A 19,940-nucleotide genomic window follows, 5' to 3' on the forward strand; every position below is an offset into this window, starting at 1 on the left:
GCTCAACCGCCTGTCATTGGCGGAAAAAATGCCACTTCCCGAACGCCCGACAGCGAGGCGTCGAAGTCCGACAACTCCTGATCCAGTGCAACGCGCAGAGCAGACAAATCGGCAAATGCCGCGGCATAGCGTTCTTCTCGCGCGCTCAACTCGGCCACCAGATCATTGACAGTGACTGCCTGCGTCTCGACCTTTTCCTTTGGCAAACCGATACGTTCGCGTACCCATGCAAAATACAGCACATCCATCCCTCAGATCTCCTTCAGATGTGGCATGGCTTTACGTAGGTAATCATAGCCGGTGATCAATGTCAGCGCCGCCGCAATCCACAGCAACCACAGCCCGACCTGACCCGACCAGAACATGCCGTTGATGTGCCAGCGCAGGTGGTTCACGTCTTCAACCTGCCCCGCGATGATCTGTTCCACCAGCTCGGCATCCATGCCGAAACTCGCCATCACGGCATAGTGTTCAAAGATACCCTGCGAGAACAGTACCGCGATGGCGATCATCTGCGCTGTTGTTTTCCACTTGGCCAGCTTTGTAACCTTCAGCGTCCCCGCCACATCGCCCAGAAATTCGCGCAGGCCCGAGACAAAAACCTCGCGGAACAAGATCACGGTGGCGGGTAGCACCAGCCATGGCGTCCAGTGTTCGGTCGAATAGCCAACCAGAATCATCAGCGCGATCACCACCATTGCCTTGTCGGCAATCGGGTCCAGCATCGCGCCCATCTTGGTTTCCTGTTTCCACGCACGGGCCAGATAGCCATCGAACCAATCGGTGATCGCCGCCGAAAGGAACAGGATCAAAGCGAACCAGTCCGCATAGGGCCGGGTGAAGTACAAAAACATAACGGCCAGACCAGGCGCAGCCAGCAGGCGTAGAACCGTAAGGATATTGGGCAAATTCCACTTCATGGCTTGGACCCTATATCGACGGTTCAAGACAGAAAAGACAAACCGGTAAAAAACTACATCACTCACAACAGCTTGGTCAAAGCGCCGCAGGTCCGACGCTTTGGACCTGGTGCACTTGGCGTTTCACGTCTTTGCGGTCAGATTATCCGTCGACTGCAAAGCGGAACGTACAGGATGACAGCGCATATTCAAACCGACGCCCGGTCGAACATGGTCGGCAGCCTGTGGATGGTGGCGGCAATGGCGGGCTTTGCGCTGGAGGATGCGTTGCTGAAAGCAGCATCCTCCGCACTTCCGATCTGGCAGGTACTGGTGCTGTTCGGGACGGGCGGGTCCGTAATCTTTGCCGCGCTGGCGTCAGCTCGTGGAAAACGCCTGATACACCCAGACGTTCTCTCCCGCCCGATGAAAGTTCGGGTGCTGTTCGAAGTCTTTGGTCGGCTGTTCTATGTGCTCGCCATCGCGTTGACGCCCTTGTCCTCGGCCACGGTGATCCTGCAAGCGACGCCGTTGGTTGTGGTCGCGGGCGCGGCATTATTCTTTGGTGAAACGGTTGGTTGGCGGCGATGGAGCGCAATTTTTGTCGGTATGATCGGCGTCGTCATTATTCTGCAACCGACCGGAGACAGTTTTTCACTGCTGTCGATACTGGCCGTGCTGGGTATGTTGGGGTTCGCAGGGCGTGATCTGGCCAGCCGCGCGGCCCCTGCCACACTTGGAACCGAAGTTCTGGGGTTTTATGGTTTCCTCAGCATTATCGTCGCGGGTCTTGCCTATCGGACGTGGGAAGGCGCCCCCATGACACCGGTTAGCATGCACACCAGCCTGCATCTGACGGGCGCGGTTCTGATGGGCGTCATGGCCTATGCCTCGCTCATGAACGCAATGCGCACGGGTGAAGTGTCTGCCGTGACCCCGTTCCGCTATACGCGACTGCTGTTCGGTATCGGGTTGGGTATCGCCCTGTTCGGCGAAAGCCTGGACCGTACCATGTGGGTCGGCAGCGCGCTTATTGTGGCCTCGGGCCTGTATATCCTGTGGCGGGGGCGGCAGGTCTAACCCTTGTCGTGGAAGAAATCATAGACTTTCTGAGCCAACCCGGCCGAGATCCCCTCGACCGCTTTCAAGTCCGCCAGATTGGCCCGGCTTACCGCTTTGGCGCTGCCGAAGTGAGTCAGCAAGGCGCGCTTGCGTGCTGCGCCGACACCTGGGATTTCATCCAGCGGCGTGGCACCAACGGCCTTGGCGCGTTTCGCACGGTGGGTGCCAATGGCAAAACGGTGCGCTTCGTCCCTTAGCCGTTGAACAAAGTACAAGACGGGATCGTTGCGTTTCAGCGCAAAAGGGCGCTGGCCGATCCGGTGAAACTCTTCCTTGCCGTGGTCACGGTCGACCCCTTTGGCAACACCGACCATCGGAATGTCTTCGACCCCGTGGGCCTGCATGATCTCGTGCACGGCGCTGACCTGTCCGGCACCGCCATCGATCAGCAGAAGGTCGGGCCAAAGCCCTTTGTCCCGGTCCGGATCTTCTTTTTGCAGGCGGGTGAAGCGACGGTTCAGAACCTCTTTCATCATGCCGAAATCATCACCCGGCGTCAGGTCATCGCCACGAATATTGAACTTGCGATAGGCGTTTTTCATGAACCCGTCGGGCCCTGCCACGATCATGCCGCCAACTGCGTTGGTGCCCTGAATATGAGAGTTGTCGTAAACCTCGATCCGACCGGGCGGGCCATCCAGATCAAACGCCTCGGCCACACCGCGCAGCAACTTGGCCTGAGTCGCGCTTTCCGACATGCGCCGGGCCAGAGACTCTCGCGCATTGCGCAATGCACCTGCAACCAGTTCCTGTTTCTCCCCACGCTGCGGCACGAGAAGCTCGACCTTACGACCAGCTTTTTCCGTCAAAGCTTCCTGCATCAGATCAGCGTTTTCGATCCCGTCCGACAAAATCAACTGCCGCGGCGGTTCCTTGTTGTCGTAGAACTGACCAAGGAAAGCTTCCATCACCTCGGCCGGAGATACATCTGGTCCTACACGCGGGTAAAAATCCTTGTTGCCCCAGTTCTGGTTGGCACGGATGAAGAATACCTGAACACAGGCCTGCCCGCTGTCCATATAAAGACCGATCACATCCGCCTCGGTTACACCGCGCGGATTGATACCCTGTGAAGTTTGAACCTGCGTCAGCGCACGGATACGGTCGCGCAGACCGGCGGCGCGTTCGAACTCCATGGCCTCGGACGCGGCCATCATCTGTTCAGCCAGTTCCTCTTGCACCTTGGTCGAGCGCCCCGACAGGAAACGTTCTGCATCCTTTACGCTTTCACTGTAATCCTGTTCCGAAATCAAACCGACACACGGCCCCGAGCACCGTTTGATCTGATAGAGCAAACAGGGCCGCGTACGGCTGTCAAACATGGAATCCGAACAGTTCCGCAGCAGGAATGCCTTTTGCAGCTGGTTCAACGTGCGGTTTACAGCACCCGCGCTGGCAAACGGCCCGAAATAGGCGCCTTTTTCCTTCTTGGCCCCGCGGTGTTTCTTGATCTGAGGAAAGTCATGATCCTTGGCGACCAGGATGTTTGGAAAGCTTTTGTCGTCCCGCAGCAGCACATTGTATTTCGGTTTAAGCTGCTTGATCAGGTTCTGCTCCAGCAGCAGCGCCTCGGTTTCGGTTCTTGTCGTCAGAAACATCATCGAAGCGGTCGAGGCAATCATCTTCTCGATCCGGCCCGAATGACCCGGCCTTGCATAGTTCGATACCCGCGCCTTCAGGTTTCGCGCTTTGCCCACGTATAAAACCCGGCTTTCGGCATCCAGCATCCTGTACACCCCCGGTGAGCTGTCCAGCGTCTTTGCGTAACGCTGAATGCAGGCATAACCGGTCGGGGACGATTCACTGTGGGTAGTCATGGGTTTCCGATATGATTCTCTTTTACTGGCTGCAATCTTGCGGGCCTCAGATCAAGAGAAAACAAATCCACGATTCCTGTGGATAAGTGTGAAGATAAGTTTTCACAGTCTTAGAATTTCCCTTGTTTCATTACCACTTCATCAACCTGCACAAAAAATAGGCACATTATCAAGCTATTGATTTTGATGGTTATTTTTTCAGGCATTTAGCAAGTGTATGAAAAAAAAGACATTTTTGTAACACGTAGGTAACATGAACGTGCGCGGTGCAAAACTTGCAACGGAAATGCTCATTCCACACCCAGAACATCCGGTGTTTTCCACCCCAGGTGCTGACCGCCATCCACGCATATCAGTTGTCCCGTTACCGCATGCGCATCCAGAAAAAACCCCAATGCGGCAGTGATATCCGATGGATTTGACCCGCGTTCCAGAACAGTATTCGATCGTTGCGCCTGGAAATGCTCGGCGCTTTGACGATGCCCCTGTACCGTCGGGCCAGGCCCAATGGCATTGACCCGGATTGCCGGGGAAAGCGCCTGTGCCGAGGTGCGGGTCAGCGTCCATAGCCCCATTTTGGCAATGGTGTAAGACATGAACTCGGGTGTCAGCTTGCGTACACGCATGTCCACCATGTTGATGATCAGACCGGTCGCAAGGGGTTCGCCATTTTCGTCTGTGTCCGTGGCCAGCCCCTGCCCGGCCATGGCTTGGGTCAAAACGAACGGTGCGCGCAGATTGCTGTCGAGATGGCGGTCCCAGCTTTGGCGGGTTGCGGTGTGAACGCTGTCATATTCAAAGATTGAGGCGTTGTTCACCAGACAGGTGATCGGCCCGCCCAGAGCCTCGGCTGCTTTGGGCAGCAGGTCCTGCACCTGTGCCTCGTCGAGCAGATCAGCCTGCAAGGCCACCGACCGTCGGCCCAATGCCTGAACCTCTGCCACAGTCTCGTGCGCGGGGCGTTCTGACGACGCATAGTGAACTGCGACATCATATCCACGTCCGGCCAGATAAAGCGCCATGGCCCGGCCAATGCGAATACCGGCACCGGTCACTAAAGCTCGGGTCATGCTTCACCTCGTTTTGTCAGATCACACCAGCAATACTGTGATATAAAGCGCATAAAGGAAGGTCAGTACCAGACCCCAAACGCGAGAGATATCCTGCTTGAAAACAACAAAGGGAACCAGAAGCAGCGAAGCGCCCAGCATGACCCAAAGGTCAAAATACAGGAAACCGGGATCAACCGGGATACGCCCGAACCAGGTTGCGATCCCGATAATGGCCAGAAGATTGAACATGTTCGATCCGATCACGTTGCCTAGGGCCACATCGGCCTGCCGGCGCAACGCGGCCATGACGGTTGTTGCCAGTTCGGGTAAAGACGTTCCGACCGCAATCAGGGTCAGACCGATAACCGTCTCACTGACACCATAGGTTCGGGCGATGACCGTCGCATTTTCCACCAGCAGGTGTGCCCCCATTGGAAGGCCGACAAGGCCTAGGATCAGGTAAACCGATACCTTCCAGTAAGGCATGTCAGGATCGGCTTCTTCCAGGCCTTCAAGGTCGTCGTCATCGGCACAGGCTTCCCCACAGGCCTTGCGGTGCGCCTTTGCTTCACGAAAGGCATTCATCAGAACCAGGCCCAAAGCCGCCAGCAGGATCAGGCCGCTGACGACGGTGAATGTTCCACAAAACGCCAACCCTATGAACAAGGCCGTCGCCATCAGCATGAAGGCATAGTTCCTACGGCTGTCGCACTCGCTGGTGTGGATCGTTGCCAGCATCGCTGGAAGGCCAAGAACCAACAGGATGTTGGCCGTGTTTGATCCGACAACATTACCCAGCGCGATACCCGGTGCGTGTTCCTTGACGGCGCTGATAGCAATCAGCAACTCGGGCGCGGACGTGCCGAAGGCCACAATCGTAAGGCTGACGATCAGAGCCGGGACACCTAAACGCAGGCTCAGGTTCACTGCGCCACGCACCAAGGCATCGCCTGCCAGCAACAGGATCAACAAACCAAGACCAGACAGCAGCCACGTGGTGATCAAGCCCGGCCTCCTTTTTCACAGGTACAGGGGCCCTTTCCGATGCGATACCGACCGCATCGCGGACATTTTGCCGAGCTCAGCTTTTTCTGCCCGGGAAACCGCAACTTGCCGAACATTGCCAATACGCCCATAGCGATCAGAAAAAGAGTGACAGCCTTTACGATCACGTCACAAACCGAAACGCGCGTAGGCTGCCCGCTCCTCTAATCCTGCAATAGCGTCCTGCGCCAGGTTGGCCCCAAACCGGGTCCAGATCGGTTTTTTCACGCCATAGTGGCGGAATTTGACCTTGTCACCGAAACGGTCCTGCATCTTTGGCTTCAGATGGGCGATGCCGTCGATCAGCCCCAGTTCCTGCGCGCGACGCGCCAGCCAGACCTCGCCCGTGAACAGATCCGCTTCCTGATTCAGCTTGTCCCCGCGCCGATCTTTGACATGCGCAATGAAATTCTCGTGGATATCACCCAACAACCCTTGCAGGCGGGCCACATCCTCTTTCTTTTCTGGTGAAAACGGGTCGAGCATGGACTTCGATTTCCCAGCGGTATGGACCCGCCGCTCAAACCCTTGCCGCGCCAGAAAGACATGCGCGCCAAATCCAGCCGAGATCACACCGATCGATCCCAGTACGGAACTGTCATCGGCCCAGATCTCATCCGCTGCGGCGGCCAGCCAATACCCACCGGATGCAGCGACGTCCTCGACAAAAGCGAAAACTGGCACGTTCAGTTCTTCTGATAAACGTCGAATGCGCGCACCGATCATTGAACTTTGGACAGGGGATCCGCCTGGTGAATTGATCTCAAGCGCCACGGCCGCAGGTTTTCCCTTGCGAAAGGCTTTCTCCAGAACCGGCGCCAGCGTGGCGTCGTTCAAGGACCCGCGCCCGGCCATGCCGATGGCTCCGGACAGGCGGACGATGGCCACACAGGGGTGTTTTTTGACGAACGGCAGGCTGAGCTTCATGGGTGCCGATGTAGAGTGCCGCCATCCCGTAAACAAGGGACTCTTCAAACCTTGAACGCGACGTGAACCAGATTCACACACTCGATGGGCAAAAATGCAACGCACCGGCGTGGGTTAGCTGCGAATGCGCCAGCCGGTTTTGAATATCCAGCCAATGACCGCCAGACACACCCCAGTAAAGGCTATGATGGCCAGCAAGCTCAGGGCAATGGGCACATCCGCAAGCCCGAAAAACGACCAGCGAAACCCCGAAATCAGATAGACGACCGGATTGAACAACGTGATCGTCTGCCACAGAGGCGGCAGCATCGAGATTGAATAAAACGTACCGCCAAGGAAGATAAGTGGCGTGACCACAAGCTGCGGCACCAATGACATCTGTTCAAAATTACTGGCCCATATCCCGATGATAAAACCCAGCAACGAGAAGCTGAGACATGACAGGATCAAGAACGCCGCCATGGCAAAGGGGTGTTCGATCCGTATGTCGACGAAAAAGGTCGACGTGGCCAGAATGACCAACCCCACAAACAGTGCTTTGGTGGCCGCCGCACCGACATACCCAATCACGATTTCGATAAAATTCACCGGCGCCGACAGCAGCTCGTAGATGGTGCCCAGAAACTTTGGGAAATAAATTCCGAAAGACGCGTTCGAGATCGACAGCATCACCACAGACAGCATGATCAGGCCCGGGACGATGAACGCGCCGTAGGATACACCCTCGACCTCCTGAATTCGACTGCCGATGGCGGTGCCAAATACCACGAAATACAGCGAAGTGGAAAGAACCGGTGACAGGAAGCTTTGCGCCAGGGTGCGAAAGAAGCGGGCCATTTCGAACCGGTAGATTGCAGCGATTGCGGTCCAGTTCATGCCGCCTCTCCGGATACCAGATTGACAAATATTTCTTCCAGGCTCGATTGCCGTGTCTGTACGTCGCGCAACACGAGTCCGGCCTGCGACACGTCATTCAACAGGGTCGTAATTCCTGTGCGATCCGCATGGGTATCGTATGTATAGATCAGGCTATCCCCCGCGCCATTGAGGGTCAAATTGTGGCTGGCCAAACCACCGGGAATCTTGGCGATTGGCTCGGTGAGCATGACGACAATCTGCTTTTTGCCCATCTGCGCCATAAGCGTGTCTTTGTCCTGCACCAAAAGCAACTCACCCTTGTCGATGACGCCGACGCGATCCGCGATGGCTTCTGCCTCTTCGATATAGTGGGTGGTCAGAATGATGGTGACACCGTCCCGTTTCAGCTCGGCCACGATTTCCCACATATCCTTGCGCAGCTCGACATCCACACCTGCCGTCGGTTCATCCAGAAACAAAACACGTGGTTCATGCGCCAGAGCCTTGGCGATCAGCACACGGCGTTTCATGCCGCCCGACAACTCCTTGATGGGGTTCTTGCGCTTGTCCCATAGCGAGAGCTTGCGCAGAATGTCCTCGATCCGGGCGTTGTCTTTGCCCAGCCCAAACAACCCGCGTGACAGCCGAACTGTGTTCCAGACCTTTTCAAACGGTTCCAGCGCGATCTCTTGCGGGACAAGCCCGATCATCCTGCGCGCTGCGCGATAGTCCGACTGAATGTCGTGCCCGCCGACTGAGACCGTGCCGGATGTTGGCGTGGTTATTCCACAGATCGTCGAGATCAGAGTGGTTTTTCCCGCCCCATTCGGCCCCAGAAGCGCAAGAATTTCGCCTTCTTCAATGTCCAGAGACACACCTTTCAGCGCCTCGAACCCGTCGGCGTAGGATTTGCGCAGATCTCTGATGGATAAAATGGTCGTCATGTCCGCTCCCCGTTCTGGCCCAAACCCTATCGCCCCGAACACAGGGATAACAGGCCCATTCCGCACCATGTGATGAACAACTGCCAAAAGGAAGACCGCCCGCGCCAGCAATCATCCGGCTTGCAATCCCGACACCAGCCAGCAAACTCTGCCGGGAACGGAGGGCCCTGATGCTGAACGGAATACGTGTTGTCGAACTTGAAGGTCTGGGTCCCGGCCCGTTTGGAGCTATGTTTCTGGCAGATCTGGGCGCTGACGTGATAACAATCCATCGCAAAGGGGGCGCCGCGACACCGGGTATGCCGGAACGTTCCCTGCTGGATCGTGGCAAAAGATCCATCGCACTTGATCTGAAGAACGCCAATGATCTGGAGACCGCGCTTCGCCTGATCGACACAGCCGATGCGCTGATCGAAGGATTCCGTCCCGGTGTGATGGAAAAACTGGGGCTCGGGCCCGATGTCTGCCTGACCCGCAATCCAAAACTGGTCTACGGGCGCATGACGGGCTGGGGGCAGGATAGCCCGCTGGCCGACACGGCGGGGCACGACCTGAATTACATCGCCCTGTCCGGAGCGCTCTGGTATGCCTCACACCCCGGCCATGCACCGCAGACCCCGCCAACGTTGGTGGGTGATATCGGCGGTGGGGCCATGTATCTTGTGGCAGGCGTTCTGGCGGGACTGATCAATGCACAGCGCACTGGCACAGGTACTGTCGTTGACGCGGCAATCTATGACGGCTCGGCCCATATGATGAACCTGTTGATGACAATGCGCCAAACCGGCAACCTGTCTGAAACCCGGGGTCAAAGCCTGTTGGACGGTCCCCACTGGTGCAGCACCTACGCCTGCGCCTGCGGCGGCTACATTTCCGTGCAATGCCTCGAACCAAAATTCTACATGCAATTTCTGAACTTACTGGGCCTCACAAACGATACCGAGTTTCAGCGGCAATACGACCGTGATCTGTGGCCTTCGCTTTCACGCCGTCTAACCGACATCTTCGCCAGTCAACCGCGCGACCATTGGGAGGCCCTGTTTCGCGGAACAGATGCCTGCGTTGCTCCTGTTCTCAGCCCGGACGAAGCCCGCTCACACCCGATGAACCTCCGTCGCAACAGCTGGCAGGACATTGACGGTGCATTTCAGGCCGCCGCCGCCCCACGGTTTTCAGGCCATGACTGGACCCCGAAACCCAGCCCCATGCGCGGCGAGCATACTAAAGAGATCCTCGCAGAGCTCGACAGCCTGAGCTGATCCGCACTTCATCTGGCCCAAAATATCCCGGGGGATGAATTGGCCGCAGGCCAAGAAGGGGGCTGGCCCCCTTTAATCTGCTTAGCGCGCGCGCACCGTATCGATCATCAACTGAACATTCTCAGGATCGGCATCCGGCGTGATCCCATGACCCAGGTTGAAGATGTGCGGCCCCTTAGAGAACGCCTCGACAATCCGCCGCGTTTCGTCCACCAGAGCCTGCCCACCGGTCACCATATGCGACGAGGCCAGGTTTCCCTGTACACAACCCTCAATCTGTACATGTCTGGCGGCCCAATCGGGCGACACCGAGTTGTCCAGCGCGACGCAATCCACGCCAGTCGTCTTGGCAAATCCAATATACCCCTCCCCCGCCTCGCGCGGGAAACCAATCACCGGAATACCCGGGTGACGCTCCTTGATGGACTGCGTAATCACACGGCATGGTTCCACAGCGTATTTGCGAAACGCCTCACCTTTCAGGGAACCCGCCCAGCTGTCAAAAATCTTGACCACCTCAGCCCCGGCGTCGATCTGAGCCGACAGATACTCGATTGTTGCGGCCGTGATGCGATCCAGCAGCGCCTCGAATAAAACAGTATCGCTTTCTCGAAGAGCGTGAGCTGGTCCCTGATCGGGTGTTCCACGCCCGGCGATCATATAGGTCGCAACCGTCCATGGCGCGCCGGCGAACCCGATCAGCGTGGTCTCAGACGGCAATTCTCGCGACAGGATCCGAACCGTTTCATAAACGGGCGACAAAGTCTCATGAATTGCGTCAATCGGCTTCAACGCATCAAACTCCGCGTGCCGCGTGATGGTCGACAAACGTGGGCCTTCGCCGGTCACAAACCATAAATCCGCACCCAGCGCCTGCGGCACCAGCAGGATATCGGCAAACAGGATCGCAGCATCAAACCCATAGCGCCGGATTGGCTGCAATGTGACTTCGGCGGCCAGTTCCGGGTTATAGCATAAAGACAGAAAGTCCCCGGCCTGGGCACGGGTAGCCCGGTATTCCGGCAGATACCGGCCCGCCTGGCGCATCATCCAGATTGGCGGCACATCCTGTACTTCACCCGCCAGCGCCCGCAGCAGTTTCTTTGTCTCGGCCATTTTCGCCCCCAGTATTCCGGTTTTGGCAACGGGTCGTCCTTCGGCGGCAATTTGTCAAGCTCAGCCCCCATTGTCAGGGCAATGTGACGCGACTAAAGCTGTGCACATGACTTTGACCCTGCCCACCCCCGCATCGCCCCTCAGAATTGGCACCCGTGGTTCACCGCTGGCATTGGCTCAGGCCTATGAAACCCGCCAGCGCCTGAGCGATGCGTTTGATCTACCCGAAGCGGCCTTTGAAATCGTCGTGATCAAGACAACTGGCGATAATCGCGCTATGATCGATGCGGATCGTCCCCTGAAGGAAATCGGCAACAAGGGCCTGTTCACCAAGGAAATCGAAGAGGCGATGTTGCGCGCCGAAATCGATATCGCCGTGCATTCAACGAAAGACATGCCTGTTGAGCAGCCCGAAGGGCTGGTTCTGGACACATTCCTTCCGCGCGAGGATGTGCGTGACGCTTTCATCTCGCCGCGCCTTAACTCGATCCACGATCTGCCTGAAGGGGCCGTCGTGGGCACCTCGTCTTTGCGGCGCCGGGCACAGCTGCTGAGCCGGCGGCCGGACCTGAAAGTGGTCGAGTTTCGCGGGAACGTGCAGACGCGGCTGAAAAAGCTGGAAGCCGGTGTCGCGGATTGCACTTTTCTGGCCATGGCTGGCATTCGCCGTCTGGGCATGGACGAGATTCCAGCCAGCGCCATTTCTCCGGATGACATGCTGCCCGCGATTGCACAGGGTACCATTGGCATAGAACGGCGCAGCAACGACATGCGCGCGGCTGAAATGCTTGAAGCGATTCATCACACGGAAACAGGATGGCGGCTGGCCGCTGAACGCGCCTTGCTGGCCGCGCTGGACGGATCTTGCGAAACTCCGATCGCTGGTCTGGCAGAACTGGACGGAGACAACTTAAGGCTGCGCGGCGAAGTCCTGCGCCCAGATGGATCGGAAACCGTGAACAGAGATGTGACCGGTTCCGTCAAAGACGGGCCGGAAATGGCCCGCGTGATGGCGGCAGACCTGTTGGAACAGGCAGGTCCGGGTTTTTTCGATTGGAAAAATTCAAATTAATTTAAGGCAGTGTGAACTTGATCACTGTGACCGCCGAGATTCTCGGGCATTAAAGTGACATACCGATGAGGAAGTCGGGTCAGTCTCGAAAGTATCGAAAAGTTTTCAGATTGCCGGTGATTTAATCAGTATTCGAGGGGGCGAGGCTGACCCACGACTTCCAATGGTAGCGGGTCGCTGTTGAACTCAACAGCGACCCGTTTACGTTGTATACATCCAACCTTCAGGAAATCGCATCAACTGCGTGACGGACGGCGATGCGTGTCTGTTCCAGATCCGCATCGGTGATCGCCAGCGACGGATAAAGCTTGCCCGGAGACTTAAAGATTCCATGAGCGCGCAGCACCGCATTATAAGTGGCGTTACGCTGTGGATCATCATGGTTTGCGCTGCGATAGTCACGACATTCGGCGTTGGTGAAATAGATGTCAAACAAAGTCTCGTCACCGCATATCCGATGCGCAATACCCGCTTCATTCAAGGCGTCCGTCTGAATCTGCTGCAAGTGTTTTCCAATTGCGCGCAAACGCTCGTACGCGCTATCACGCCGCAGAATCTCCATCGTCTTAAGCCCTGCAACCGAGGCGACCGGATTCCCTGATAGGGTCCCCAACTGCATCAGCCAACCTTCTTCCCCGACCTTTGATTTATCGAAATGCTTCATGATCTCGACGCTGGCACCGAGCGCAGCCAGAGGGAAGCCACCGCCCGTGATCTTACCCAAAGTGCAGATATCCGGTGTGACCCCGTATCGTTCCTGCGCCCCGCCATAAGCCAGCCGGAATCCGGTGACGATCTCATCAAAGATCAACAACACACCATGTTGATCACACAAGCCTCGAAGGCCTTGCAAATATCCCGGCATTGGCGGAATGATCCGTTGCAAAGGCTCGACCATAATCGCAGCAACGTCGTCATTTTCCTCCAGCAAAGCAGCGACGGCTTCCAGATCGTTAAAGGGCGCGATCAGCATCTGCTCGGCCACGCTGTCGGGGATACCGGCGCTGTCGGGAACAGCCTGTGGGAAATTGACCCTGCGGCTTGGCGCAAGGCTCATCTGCGCCTCGGCGCTCATACCGTGGTAACCGCCTTCAAACTTCAGAATCTTGCTGCGCCCGGTATAAGCCCGCGCCAAGCGAATCGCATACATGTCGGCTTCGCCGCCTGACGCGACAAAGCGCACCTGCTCGCAGCAGGGAACGGCGTCTATAATGGCCTCGGCCAATTCGATGCCCTTGCTGTTGTTTGCAAAAAACGTCATCCCTTTTGGCAACTGTTCCAATACGGCTTCCATCACCTCGGGGTGGCCATGGCCCAGCAGCATCGGACCCGACCCTATCAGGTAATCGACATATTCGTTGCTGTCCTCGTCCCAGACACGGCTGCCTTCACCACGGGCGATGATGATGCCCGGATCGAAGTTGCCGAAACCGCCAGCTGGCAGAACCTCTTTTGCGCGTGCTATCCACTCGGACTGTGTCTGGATCTTCAGCATCTCAATCAATCTCCAAAATCGGGGTGCCAAGAATTTCGAGGTCAGGGGTCACACCCAATCCCGGACCTTCGGGCGGAGCAATCCGGCCGTTTTCACGGTTTGGTGCATCAGGACACAGACGCGGGGCCACGTACGACGACAAGTCACACGTGTTCATCAGGGAGCTCTTCGGCGTCGACGCCGCAAAGTGGAGTGAAGCCGCGGTAATAATATCAGACCCCCATGTGCATTCCGCGCAAATCTCGGCGCCCAGATGCACGGTCAGGTCCCGCACACGACGCATTGCCGACAATCCGCCGAATTTTGAAAGTTTAAGCGCCACCGCATCCATGCACCCGAGGTCATGCGCACGCATCAGCGAGGCAAGATCAAAGGCACTCTCGTCGATTTTCATCGGAAGACCGGTAGCCTGACGGACAGCGGCACAGTCCTCCAGCGTTTTGCAGGGCTGTTCCAACATCACGTCCAGATGTGCCACCGCACGCCCGGTACGGGTCGCCTGCAATCGCGATGCTCCACAATTCCAGTCACCGTAAACCAACGGCCCGGTTCCCACGGCTTCGCGTACTTTGATCAACCGTTCGGCATCCGCCTGCCAATCGCCCTCGACGCCCAGCTTGACCTGAAACTGGCGGATACCGGTTTGAAAAGCGGATTTGGCAATGCGCGCCATCTCGTCCGGTGCAATGCAAGTGATTGAATGATAGAGCGGCATATCCGCCTGCGCTCGCCCACCCAACACCGCATAAACCGGCATCCCTGCCGCCTGACCGAACAGGTCCCAAAACGCGATATCGACGATCGATTTCGCGTATTGATGCCCTTGCAGAAACCCGTCCAGCTTGCGCATGGGGGCGTCTGCACCAAATGGGGTAATCCCGAGGATTTCAGGCGCCATCTCAGCAATGGCACCCGGCACCCCATCCGCATAGGCCGGCAGGTAATGCGGGATCGGGCAAACCTCACCCCACCCCCTGTGACCGGTATCCGTTTCAAGGCTCAGGACATGGGATTTCACAGTGGCGCAGGTCTTGCCTTCAGCCATATGGTAGGTTTCGTGACTTGTCAGATCAACAGACCAGAGCGTTATCTTGTTGATTTTCATTCATATACCCCCACCGGATCGCCCAGCGCGCTTTCATCTGGGTGCACTCCAAGCCCCGGCATTTCGGGTAAATGCAGGTGACCATCAACATTCCGGGGCCCACGCCCCCCGGCAATATCGACCGTGATCATGTCCTGACAGGCCCATACGGCAAGGCAGTTTTCATCCGGGATGGTCGCGGCCAGATGCAATGCTTCGGTATCGGCTAGAACCGTACCGCCTGTGGCCATTACAAACATGTCTATCCCATGGGCCAGCGCGATATCCCGCAAGCGTGCAGCCTTGGTCAGCCCGCCGACGCGGTTCAACTTGATTCCGAAAATCTGAGCCAGACCATCGCGGGCGATACGGGCCGCATCCTGCAAAGTCACAAGGCTTTCGTCCACTGAAACGGGTGACGGGTGAAGCCCCGAGATTGCAGCAATGTCATCCAGCATCTCACAAGGTTGTTCGAACATGACATTCAGGTCCGCGCAGGTGCTCATCACACGCAACGCTTGCTGACGCGTCCAGCCACGATTGACATCGTAAAGAACGATTTCCCCGGGTCGCCGAATACTCTCGACATCGCGAACACGCGCGATGTCCCGTTCAACGTCACCACCGATCTTCACGGAATGGGCGATGTAGCCCCGCTGGCGGTAACGCTCTATGACCGCGCGCGTTTCGTCTACAGTTTTCGCCCCGACCGAGGACGCAATCGGGCGCGGTGTCCGCGATCCACCCCCCATCAGATCGGCAATCGGCACGCCGGCCGCCTGACCCGCGATATCCCAGCAGGCCATATCAATTGGGCTTTTGGCGTAAAGGTGCCCGGGCAAGGCAAGATCCATCGCCCGTTCCACATCCAGAACCCGCCGCGGATCAAGGCCCAGAATGAACGGCGCCATCGTTTCAATCCCGGCGCGGATACCCGGACCATGCGCCGGCACATAGGTATGGCCCCATGGCGTCCCTTCACCCCAGCCAACAAACCCCGCATCGGTTTCGATTTTCACGACTGTCGCGTCAAGCGTTTCGAATTTCAGTCGCCCACCAGACAACCAATATGGATGCTCCAGTGGGAGGTCGATGTGATATACTGTGATAGCCTTGATCTTCATGCGATATCCATCCGGGGCAGATCACCCATGCCTTCACCGCGCCACAGAACATAAGTCAGGATCGGCTGATCTGTGGTGACCATGGCATGACTTTGCCGACTTGCGTGCAAGCGTGTTTGATTGGCACCAACATATGTTTCGTCCCCATCGACCTTGAACAACGCACCTCCGCCAAGAACGAGGTAGAGTTCTTCGGCCTGATGGCTGTGCCAATCGTAGTTCAGGCTAGCCCCCCAATACGCGATGTAGCCACGCAGCAGGGTCGAGTGAAAATGTCCGGTTGGACCGAACAGCTCATAATAGCCGTATCGGTTCAGGAAATCCGCACCAACTTCGGTTTCGGTGTAGGTGTGTTTCCAATGTGCCAGATGCGCAGTCGCTTTGACCGCCGCGATCAGGTCGCGGGTTGGCACGTCTTCAACTAGATCAAATGCTGCCACCAGTCTCGTTGCGGGAATGGGTGCGGGATCCAACCCCGTCTGGCTCAGATCACCCGGCCATTGCGCGAACGCAGACAGATCAGGATGCGCATGGTGCATTTGCCGGGCAGCTTCGAGAACATCGTCCAGCTTCATGGCATCACCACGATGTTGCCAGTGTGCTCTTTGGCGATGAACGCGGCTTGTGCTTCTCGGAGCTCCTCCAGCGGGTATGTCGCGGCAAGCGCTGGCTTGATCTCACCAGCCTCGATGTATGTTACGAGGTTCTTCATGACCTGAGGGTCAATGACGGTCGAACCGGTGAAGGTCAGGTCGCGCAGGTAGAATGTACGCAGATCAAGTTCGACGATCGGACCTGCAATTGCGCCCGAACAGGTATAACGGCCACCCCGTTCCAATATGTCGATCAGGTTCGGCCAGTATGGCCCGCCTACGACATCAGCAACCACACTGATCTTTTCCGCGCTCAGCGCCTTGCGCAGGTTCGCAGGTGCGCGTGGCAGAATGACATCGGGGTCAAGTCTGGCCACGTCCGCGTGTTTGGATTCGGATGCCATCGCGATCACCCGTGCGCCGCGCCGTTTGGCCAGTTGCACAAGCGCGCCGCCCACACCGCCGGAAGCACCTGGAACCAAAACCGTATCCTCGCCGGTCACATTGGCACGGGTCAACATGCCTTCGGCGGTGGAGTAAGAGCAGGAAAAAGTTGCCAGTTCAGCATCCGTCAGGTCCGAGGTGATTGCCACAGCATTCACCGCCAGAGTTGTCGCGTATTCGGCAAAACCGCCATCCCGTTCCGAGCCGAAATAGCCAGTCTTGTCCATATTGTCGGGTTCCACCGGATCGCGCAACCAGCCATCCGTGATGACACGCTCGCCGATACGCCCACGATCAACACCTTCGCCGACGGCAACGATATATCCGCAGATATCGGCCCCTTGAATTCGCGGGAAGGTGATCGGATTACCGCCCCAGGTGGGATCATCTTCACCAACCTGTTCAAACGCGCCACCGGTTGTTGCGGCTGTGACTGTCTTGGAGTACCAACCCGACCGTGTGTTGACGTCCGTATTGTTCAGCCCACATGCCGCAACCTTGATCAGCACTTCGCCTTCCGCAGGTTCAGGGCGCGGCCAGTTATCGTGCCGAACTATCTGCTCTAACCCTCCATGGCCCATCGTGACCATGGCTTTCATTGTGGCGGGCAGGCTCATCAGGCGGTCTCCACTACTGCGTCTGTGCGGGGCAGCAGGCTGTCTGGATCGTAGGCGGGCTTATCCAGTACTCGAGCCGGACGCGGCTTGCCGTGAATCACGACCTCCAATTCGGTTCCCACTTTTGCTGCTTGGGGTTTGATGTATGCAAAGGCCAATATCTTACCGACCGTGTGGCCGAATACGACCGAAGCCGTCGAGCCTATGACACGCCCGTCCAGCATCACCGCCTCGCCTCCATGGCCGTCAATTTCGCCATCCGGCTCGATTTGCAGATAGGCACATATCCATGGCAAATCGGTGTTCAACGTCTTGTCCTTGCCCAGGTAATCCTTGTCCGTACGGGCAAAGCGCAGCACGCCAGCCTCGGCCAGAGTGACCTCGTTGGTCAGCTCACCTGCCCCTCTGAAGCCCTTCTCCATCCGCATCACGTTCATGGCGAAACTGCCATAGTCCGCGATGCCGTACGACTCGCCTGCAGCCCATAGCGCATTGTAGACATCAAGGCAGGCAGCGTTAGGCATATGCAGTTCCCAACCCAGTTCGCCCGCATAAGACATGCGAAACGCCCAGAGTTTATGAGCGGCAATCGTGACCTCTTGCGCTGACAGCCAGCGGAACCCGCCATTGCTCAGATCGGTATCCGTACAGCGCGCCAGAACTTCGCGTGATCTGGGACCGTTCAGCGACAAGGCCGACCAATCAGAAGACAGCGCGGTGATTTGCACAACTTCACCCTTGCGCTGATGTGCCAGGTGATCAAGCAAGCGCTGTTCGAAGAACGCCGCACAGACCAGATAGAAGCGGTCTTCTGCGATGCGGACAATCGTAGTCTCCAACTCAATCCGGCCACGACGGTTCAACATATGGGTCAGCGTGATCGAGCCAACTTTTTGTGGCATCCTGTTAGCAGTCAACCGGTCAAGTAGGGTATAGGCATCCGGCCCCGATACTTCGACTTTGGTGAAGGCGGTGACATCCATGATGCCGACACGTTCGCGCACTGCCTTGACCTCGGCCGCGACCATGTCGTCGACAGGAGTGCGGCGGAAGGAATAGTGATCGCGCTGTTCCACGCCGTCCCGGGCGAACCAGCGGGGGCGTTCGAAGCCATAGACCTCTTCATGTACCGCGCCCTTGGACTTCAGCAACTCATACAGTGGCGACGGCTTGATCGGACGCCCTGCAAGTCGATTGAAGTGTGGAAACGGGATTTCGTGACGTAAGCAATAATCTTCCTCGGCCTTGGTCACCTGCCAGTCTTTGCTGGCATAGCTGCCAAAGCGGCGCGGATCGAAATCCCGCATCGAGATATCGGCAGCCCCATGCACCATCCAGCGCGCCAGTTCTCGGGTCAGACCCGGGCCCCAGCCGATCCCGATCTGCGTCCCGCAACAGCACCAGTATTTCCGCACACCCGGCGCAGGACCGATCAGGGGGTTGCCGTCAGGCGGGTGCGAAATCGCCCCATGCACATCGCGCTGAATGCCCAGCTCGGCAAAGATCGGCATCCGGTTCAGGCTTTTCTCAAGCCATGGCATTACCCGGTCATAATCCGCGTCGAACAACCAGTTCTCATACTCCCAAGGGCAATGATCATGCCAGACCGAGTTCGGATTCGCTTTCTCGTATATTCCGATCAGGCCACGCTGCTGCTCCATCCGGATATAACCCGAGACTTTGCGGTCATCGCGGATCACCGGCAGTTCTTTGTCCAGATTCTGGAATTCCGGCACCGGCTCGGTCACGAAATAATGGTGCGTCATTGACGTCATCGGCAGTTGCAGCCCGGACCATTCGCCCATCTGGCGCGCGTAGGTGCCGCCCGCGTTCACCACATGCTCGCAGATGATGGCGCCCCGTTCGGTCTCAACAATCCATTCGCCGCTTGCGCCCTGCGTGATGTTCGTCGCCCGGCAGCTGCGGAAAATGCGCACGCCCTTCTGGCGTGCCCCGGCGGCCATCGCCATGGTCACGTTGGTCGGGTCCACATGGCCGTCATCGGGCGTGTGCAGCGCGCCCAGAACACCCTCGAGGTTATAAAACGGATGCAGTTCGGCCACCTTCTCGGGGCCGACAAGCTCGATATTGAAGCCCAGCGACCGACCAACCGACAAGGTGTGGCGCAGCCAGTCCATCTCATCCTCGGTATAAGCAAGGCGGAACGAGCCACAGCCATGCCACGTGACAGGCTGGCCTGTCTCGGCCTCCAGCAGGCCGGAATACAAGCCGATGTTGTAATCGACGCATTTGCCCAGACCAAAGCTTGAGGTTGAATGCGTAATCTGCCCTGCCGCATGCCATGTACTGCCGCTGGTCAGCTCGGCCTTTTCCAGCAGAACAGTCTCTTCGCCCCAGCCTTCATGGGCCAGATGGTAGGCCAGACCAACGCCCATGACGCCGCCTCCGACGATGACCACACGTGCGTGTGACGGCAGTTCATTCCCGGACATGATTTTTCCTCTTCCCGAGT

The 19,940-nt window shown here is 57.5% G+C and carries 18 protein-coding genes; 3 read left to right on the plus strand and 15 right to left on the minus strand.

The window, feature by feature from the left end; translation table 11 throughout:
• Positions 1 to 2: 2 nt before the first annotated feature.
• Together moaD and pgsA are read right to left on the minus strand one after the other, a co-directional pair.
• Positions 3 to 248 (minus strand): molybdopterin converting factor subunit 1, encoded by a 246-nt coding sequence (moaD, locus tag I9182_RS14295; protein ID WP_209506660.1) that lies wholly within the window; start codon positions 246 to 248, stop codon positions 3 to 5.
• Positions 249 to 251: 3 nt separating this feature from the next.
• The gene (gene pgsA / locus I9182_RS14300) at positions 252 to 920 is read right to left on the minus strand and encodes a CDP-diacylglycerol--glycerol-3-phosphate 3-phosphatidyltransferase (protein ID WP_209506661.1); all 669 of its coding nucleotides are present in this window, start codon (positions 918 to 920) and stop codon (positions 252 to 254) included.
• Positions 921 to 1,094: 174 nt separating this feature from the next.
• Between pgsA and I9182_RS14305 the strand changes: the two genes are divergently transcribed.
• Positions 1,095 to 1,979: a DMT family transporter gene (locus I9182_RS14305; protein ID WP_209598713.1), complete on the plus strand. Its 885-nt coding sequence runs from the start codon at positions 1,095 to 1,097 to the stop codon at positions 1,977 to 1,979.
• Here the strand turns inward: I9182_RS14305 and uvrC are convergent.
• The 6 genes from uvrC to I9182_RS14335 form a co-directional block, all read right to left on the minus strand.
• Positions 1,976 to 3,838, minus strand: coding sequence for an excinuclease ABC subunit UvrC (gene uvrC / locus I9182_RS14310; protein WP_209598714.1), 1,863 nt, complete (start codon positions 3,836 to 3,838; stop codon positions 1,976 to 1,978). The two genes, I9182_RS14305 and uvrC, sit on opposite strands and share 4 nt — an antisense overlap.
• Before the next feature lie 290 nt (positions 3,839 to 4,128).
• A complete protein-coding gene (locus I9182_RS14315) occupies positions 4,129 to 4,908 on the minus strand; it encodes an SDR family oxidoreductase (protein WP_209598715.1) in 780 nt (259 codons plus the stop codon).
• 21 nt (positions 4,909 to 4,929) lie between these two features.
• Positions 4,930 to 5,892, minus strand: a complete 963-nt coding sequence (locus I9182_RS14320; protein ID WP_209506717.1) for a calcium/sodium antiporter — start codon at positions 5,890 to 5,892, stop codon at positions 4,930 to 4,932.
• Positions 5,893 to 6,063: 171 nt separating this feature from the next.
• Positions 6,064 to 6,861, minus strand: coding sequence for a S49 family peptidase (locus I9182_RS14325; RefSeq protein WP_209598716.1), 798 nt, complete (start codon positions 6,859 to 6,861; stop codon positions 6,064 to 6,066).
• Positions 6,862 to 6,975: 114 nt separating this feature from the next.
• The gene (locus tag I9182_RS14330) at positions 6,976 to 7,737 is read right to left on the minus strand and encodes an ABC transporter permease (protein WP_209598717.1); all 762 of its coding nucleotides are present in this window, start codon (positions 7,735 to 7,737) and stop codon (positions 6,976 to 6,978) included.
• Positions 7,734 to 8,663, minus strand: a complete 930-nt coding sequence (locus I9182_RS14335; RefSeq protein WP_209598718.1) for an ABC transporter ATP-binding protein — start codon at positions 8,661 to 8,663, stop codon at positions 7,734 to 7,736. The genes I9182_RS14330 and I9182_RS14335 overlap by 4 nt, the downstream gene beginning before the upstream one ends.
• 170 nt (positions 8,664 to 8,833) lie before the next feature.
• Here I9182_RS14335 and I9182_RS14340 point away from each other — a divergent pair, with 170 nt between their 5' ends.
• Positions 8,834 to 9,922 carry a CaiB/BaiF CoA-transferase family protein gene (locus I9182_RS14340; protein WP_209506668.1) on the plus strand — a complete coding sequence of 363 codons (1,089 nt, stop codon included), beginning with the start codon at positions 8,834 to 8,836 and terminating at the stop codon, positions 9,920 to 9,922.
• 81 nt (positions 9,923 to 10,003) lie between these two features.
• On the opposite strand, the gene hemE is transcribed toward I9182_RS14340, so the two are convergent.
• The gene (gene hemE / locus I9182_RS14345; protein WP_209506669.1) at positions 10,004 to 11,038 is read right to left on the minus strand and encodes a uroporphyrinogen decarboxylase; all 1,035 of its coding nucleotides are present in this window, start codon (positions 11,036 to 11,038) and stop codon (positions 10,004 to 10,006) included.
• A 106-nt stretch (positions 11,039 to 11,144) separates the two neighbouring features.
• Between hemE and hemC the strand changes: the two genes are divergently transcribed.
• The gene (gene hemC / locus I9182_RS14350) at positions 11,145 to 12,110 is read left to right on the plus strand and encodes a hydroxymethylbilane synthase (RefSeq protein ID WP_209598719.1); all 966 of its coding nucleotides are present in this window, start codon (positions 11,145 to 11,147) and stop codon (positions 12,108 to 12,110) included.
• Between the two features lie 223 nt (positions 12,111 to 12,333).
• Here hemC and I9182_RS14355 read toward each other — a convergent pair whose 3' ends face one another.
• From I9182_RS14355 to I9182_RS14380, 6 genes are read right to left on the minus strand one after another with little or no spacing between them, the layout of a single operon-like run.
• Complete coding sequence (locus tag I9182_RS14355; RefSeq protein WP_209598720.1) at positions 12,334 to 13,605, minus strand: aminotransferase class III-fold pyridoxal phosphate-dependent enzyme; 1,272 nt, start codon at positions 13,603 to 13,605, stop codon at positions 12,334 to 12,336.
• A 1-nt stretch (position 13,606) separates the two neighbouring features.
• Entirely contained in the window at positions 13,607 to 14,710 is a 1,104-nt protein-coding gene (locus I9182_RS14360; protein ID WP_209598721.1) for a mandelate racemase/muconate lactonizing enzyme family protein, read from the minus strand.
• Positions 14,707 to 15,813 carry an enolase C-terminal domain-like protein gene (locus I9182_RS14365; protein WP_209598722.1) on the minus strand — a complete coding sequence of 369 codons (1,107 nt, stop codon included), beginning with the start codon at positions 15,811 to 15,813 and terminating at the stop codon, positions 14,707 to 14,709. Before I9182_RS14365 ends, I9182_RS14360 begins: the two co-directional genes overlap by 4 nt.
• Positions 15,810 to 16,388 carry a dimethylsulfonioproprionate lyase family protein gene (locus I9182_RS14370; protein ID WP_209598723.1) on the minus strand — a complete coding sequence of 193 codons (579 nt, stop codon included), beginning with the start codon at positions 16,386 to 16,388 and terminating at the stop codon, positions 15,810 to 15,812. The genes I9182_RS14365 and I9182_RS14370 overlap by 4 nt, the downstream gene beginning before the upstream one ends.
• Positions 16,385 to 17,467, minus strand: coding sequence for an alcohol dehydrogenase family protein (locus I9182_RS14375; protein WP_245220588.1), 1,083 nt, complete (start codon positions 17,465 to 17,467; stop codon positions 16,385 to 16,387). Before I9182_RS14375 ends, I9182_RS14370 begins: the two co-directional genes overlap by 4 nt.
• On the minus strand, positions 17,467 to 19,920 hold the full coding sequence (locus I9182_RS14380) for an FAD-dependent oxidoreductase (protein WP_209598724.1): 2,454 nt from the start codon (positions 19,918 to 19,920) through the stop codon (positions 17,467 to 17,469). The genes I9182_RS14375 and I9182_RS14380 overlap by 1 nt, the downstream gene beginning before the upstream one ends.
• Positions 19,921 to 19,940: the final 20 nt, after the last annotated feature.

The sequence above is a fragment of the Ruegeria sp. HKCCSP351 genome (assembly GCF_017872535.1).
In the GTDB taxonomy this organism is placed as follows: domain Bacteria; phylum Pseudomonadota; class Alphaproteobacteria; order Rhodobacterales; family Rhodobacteraceae; genus Ruegeria.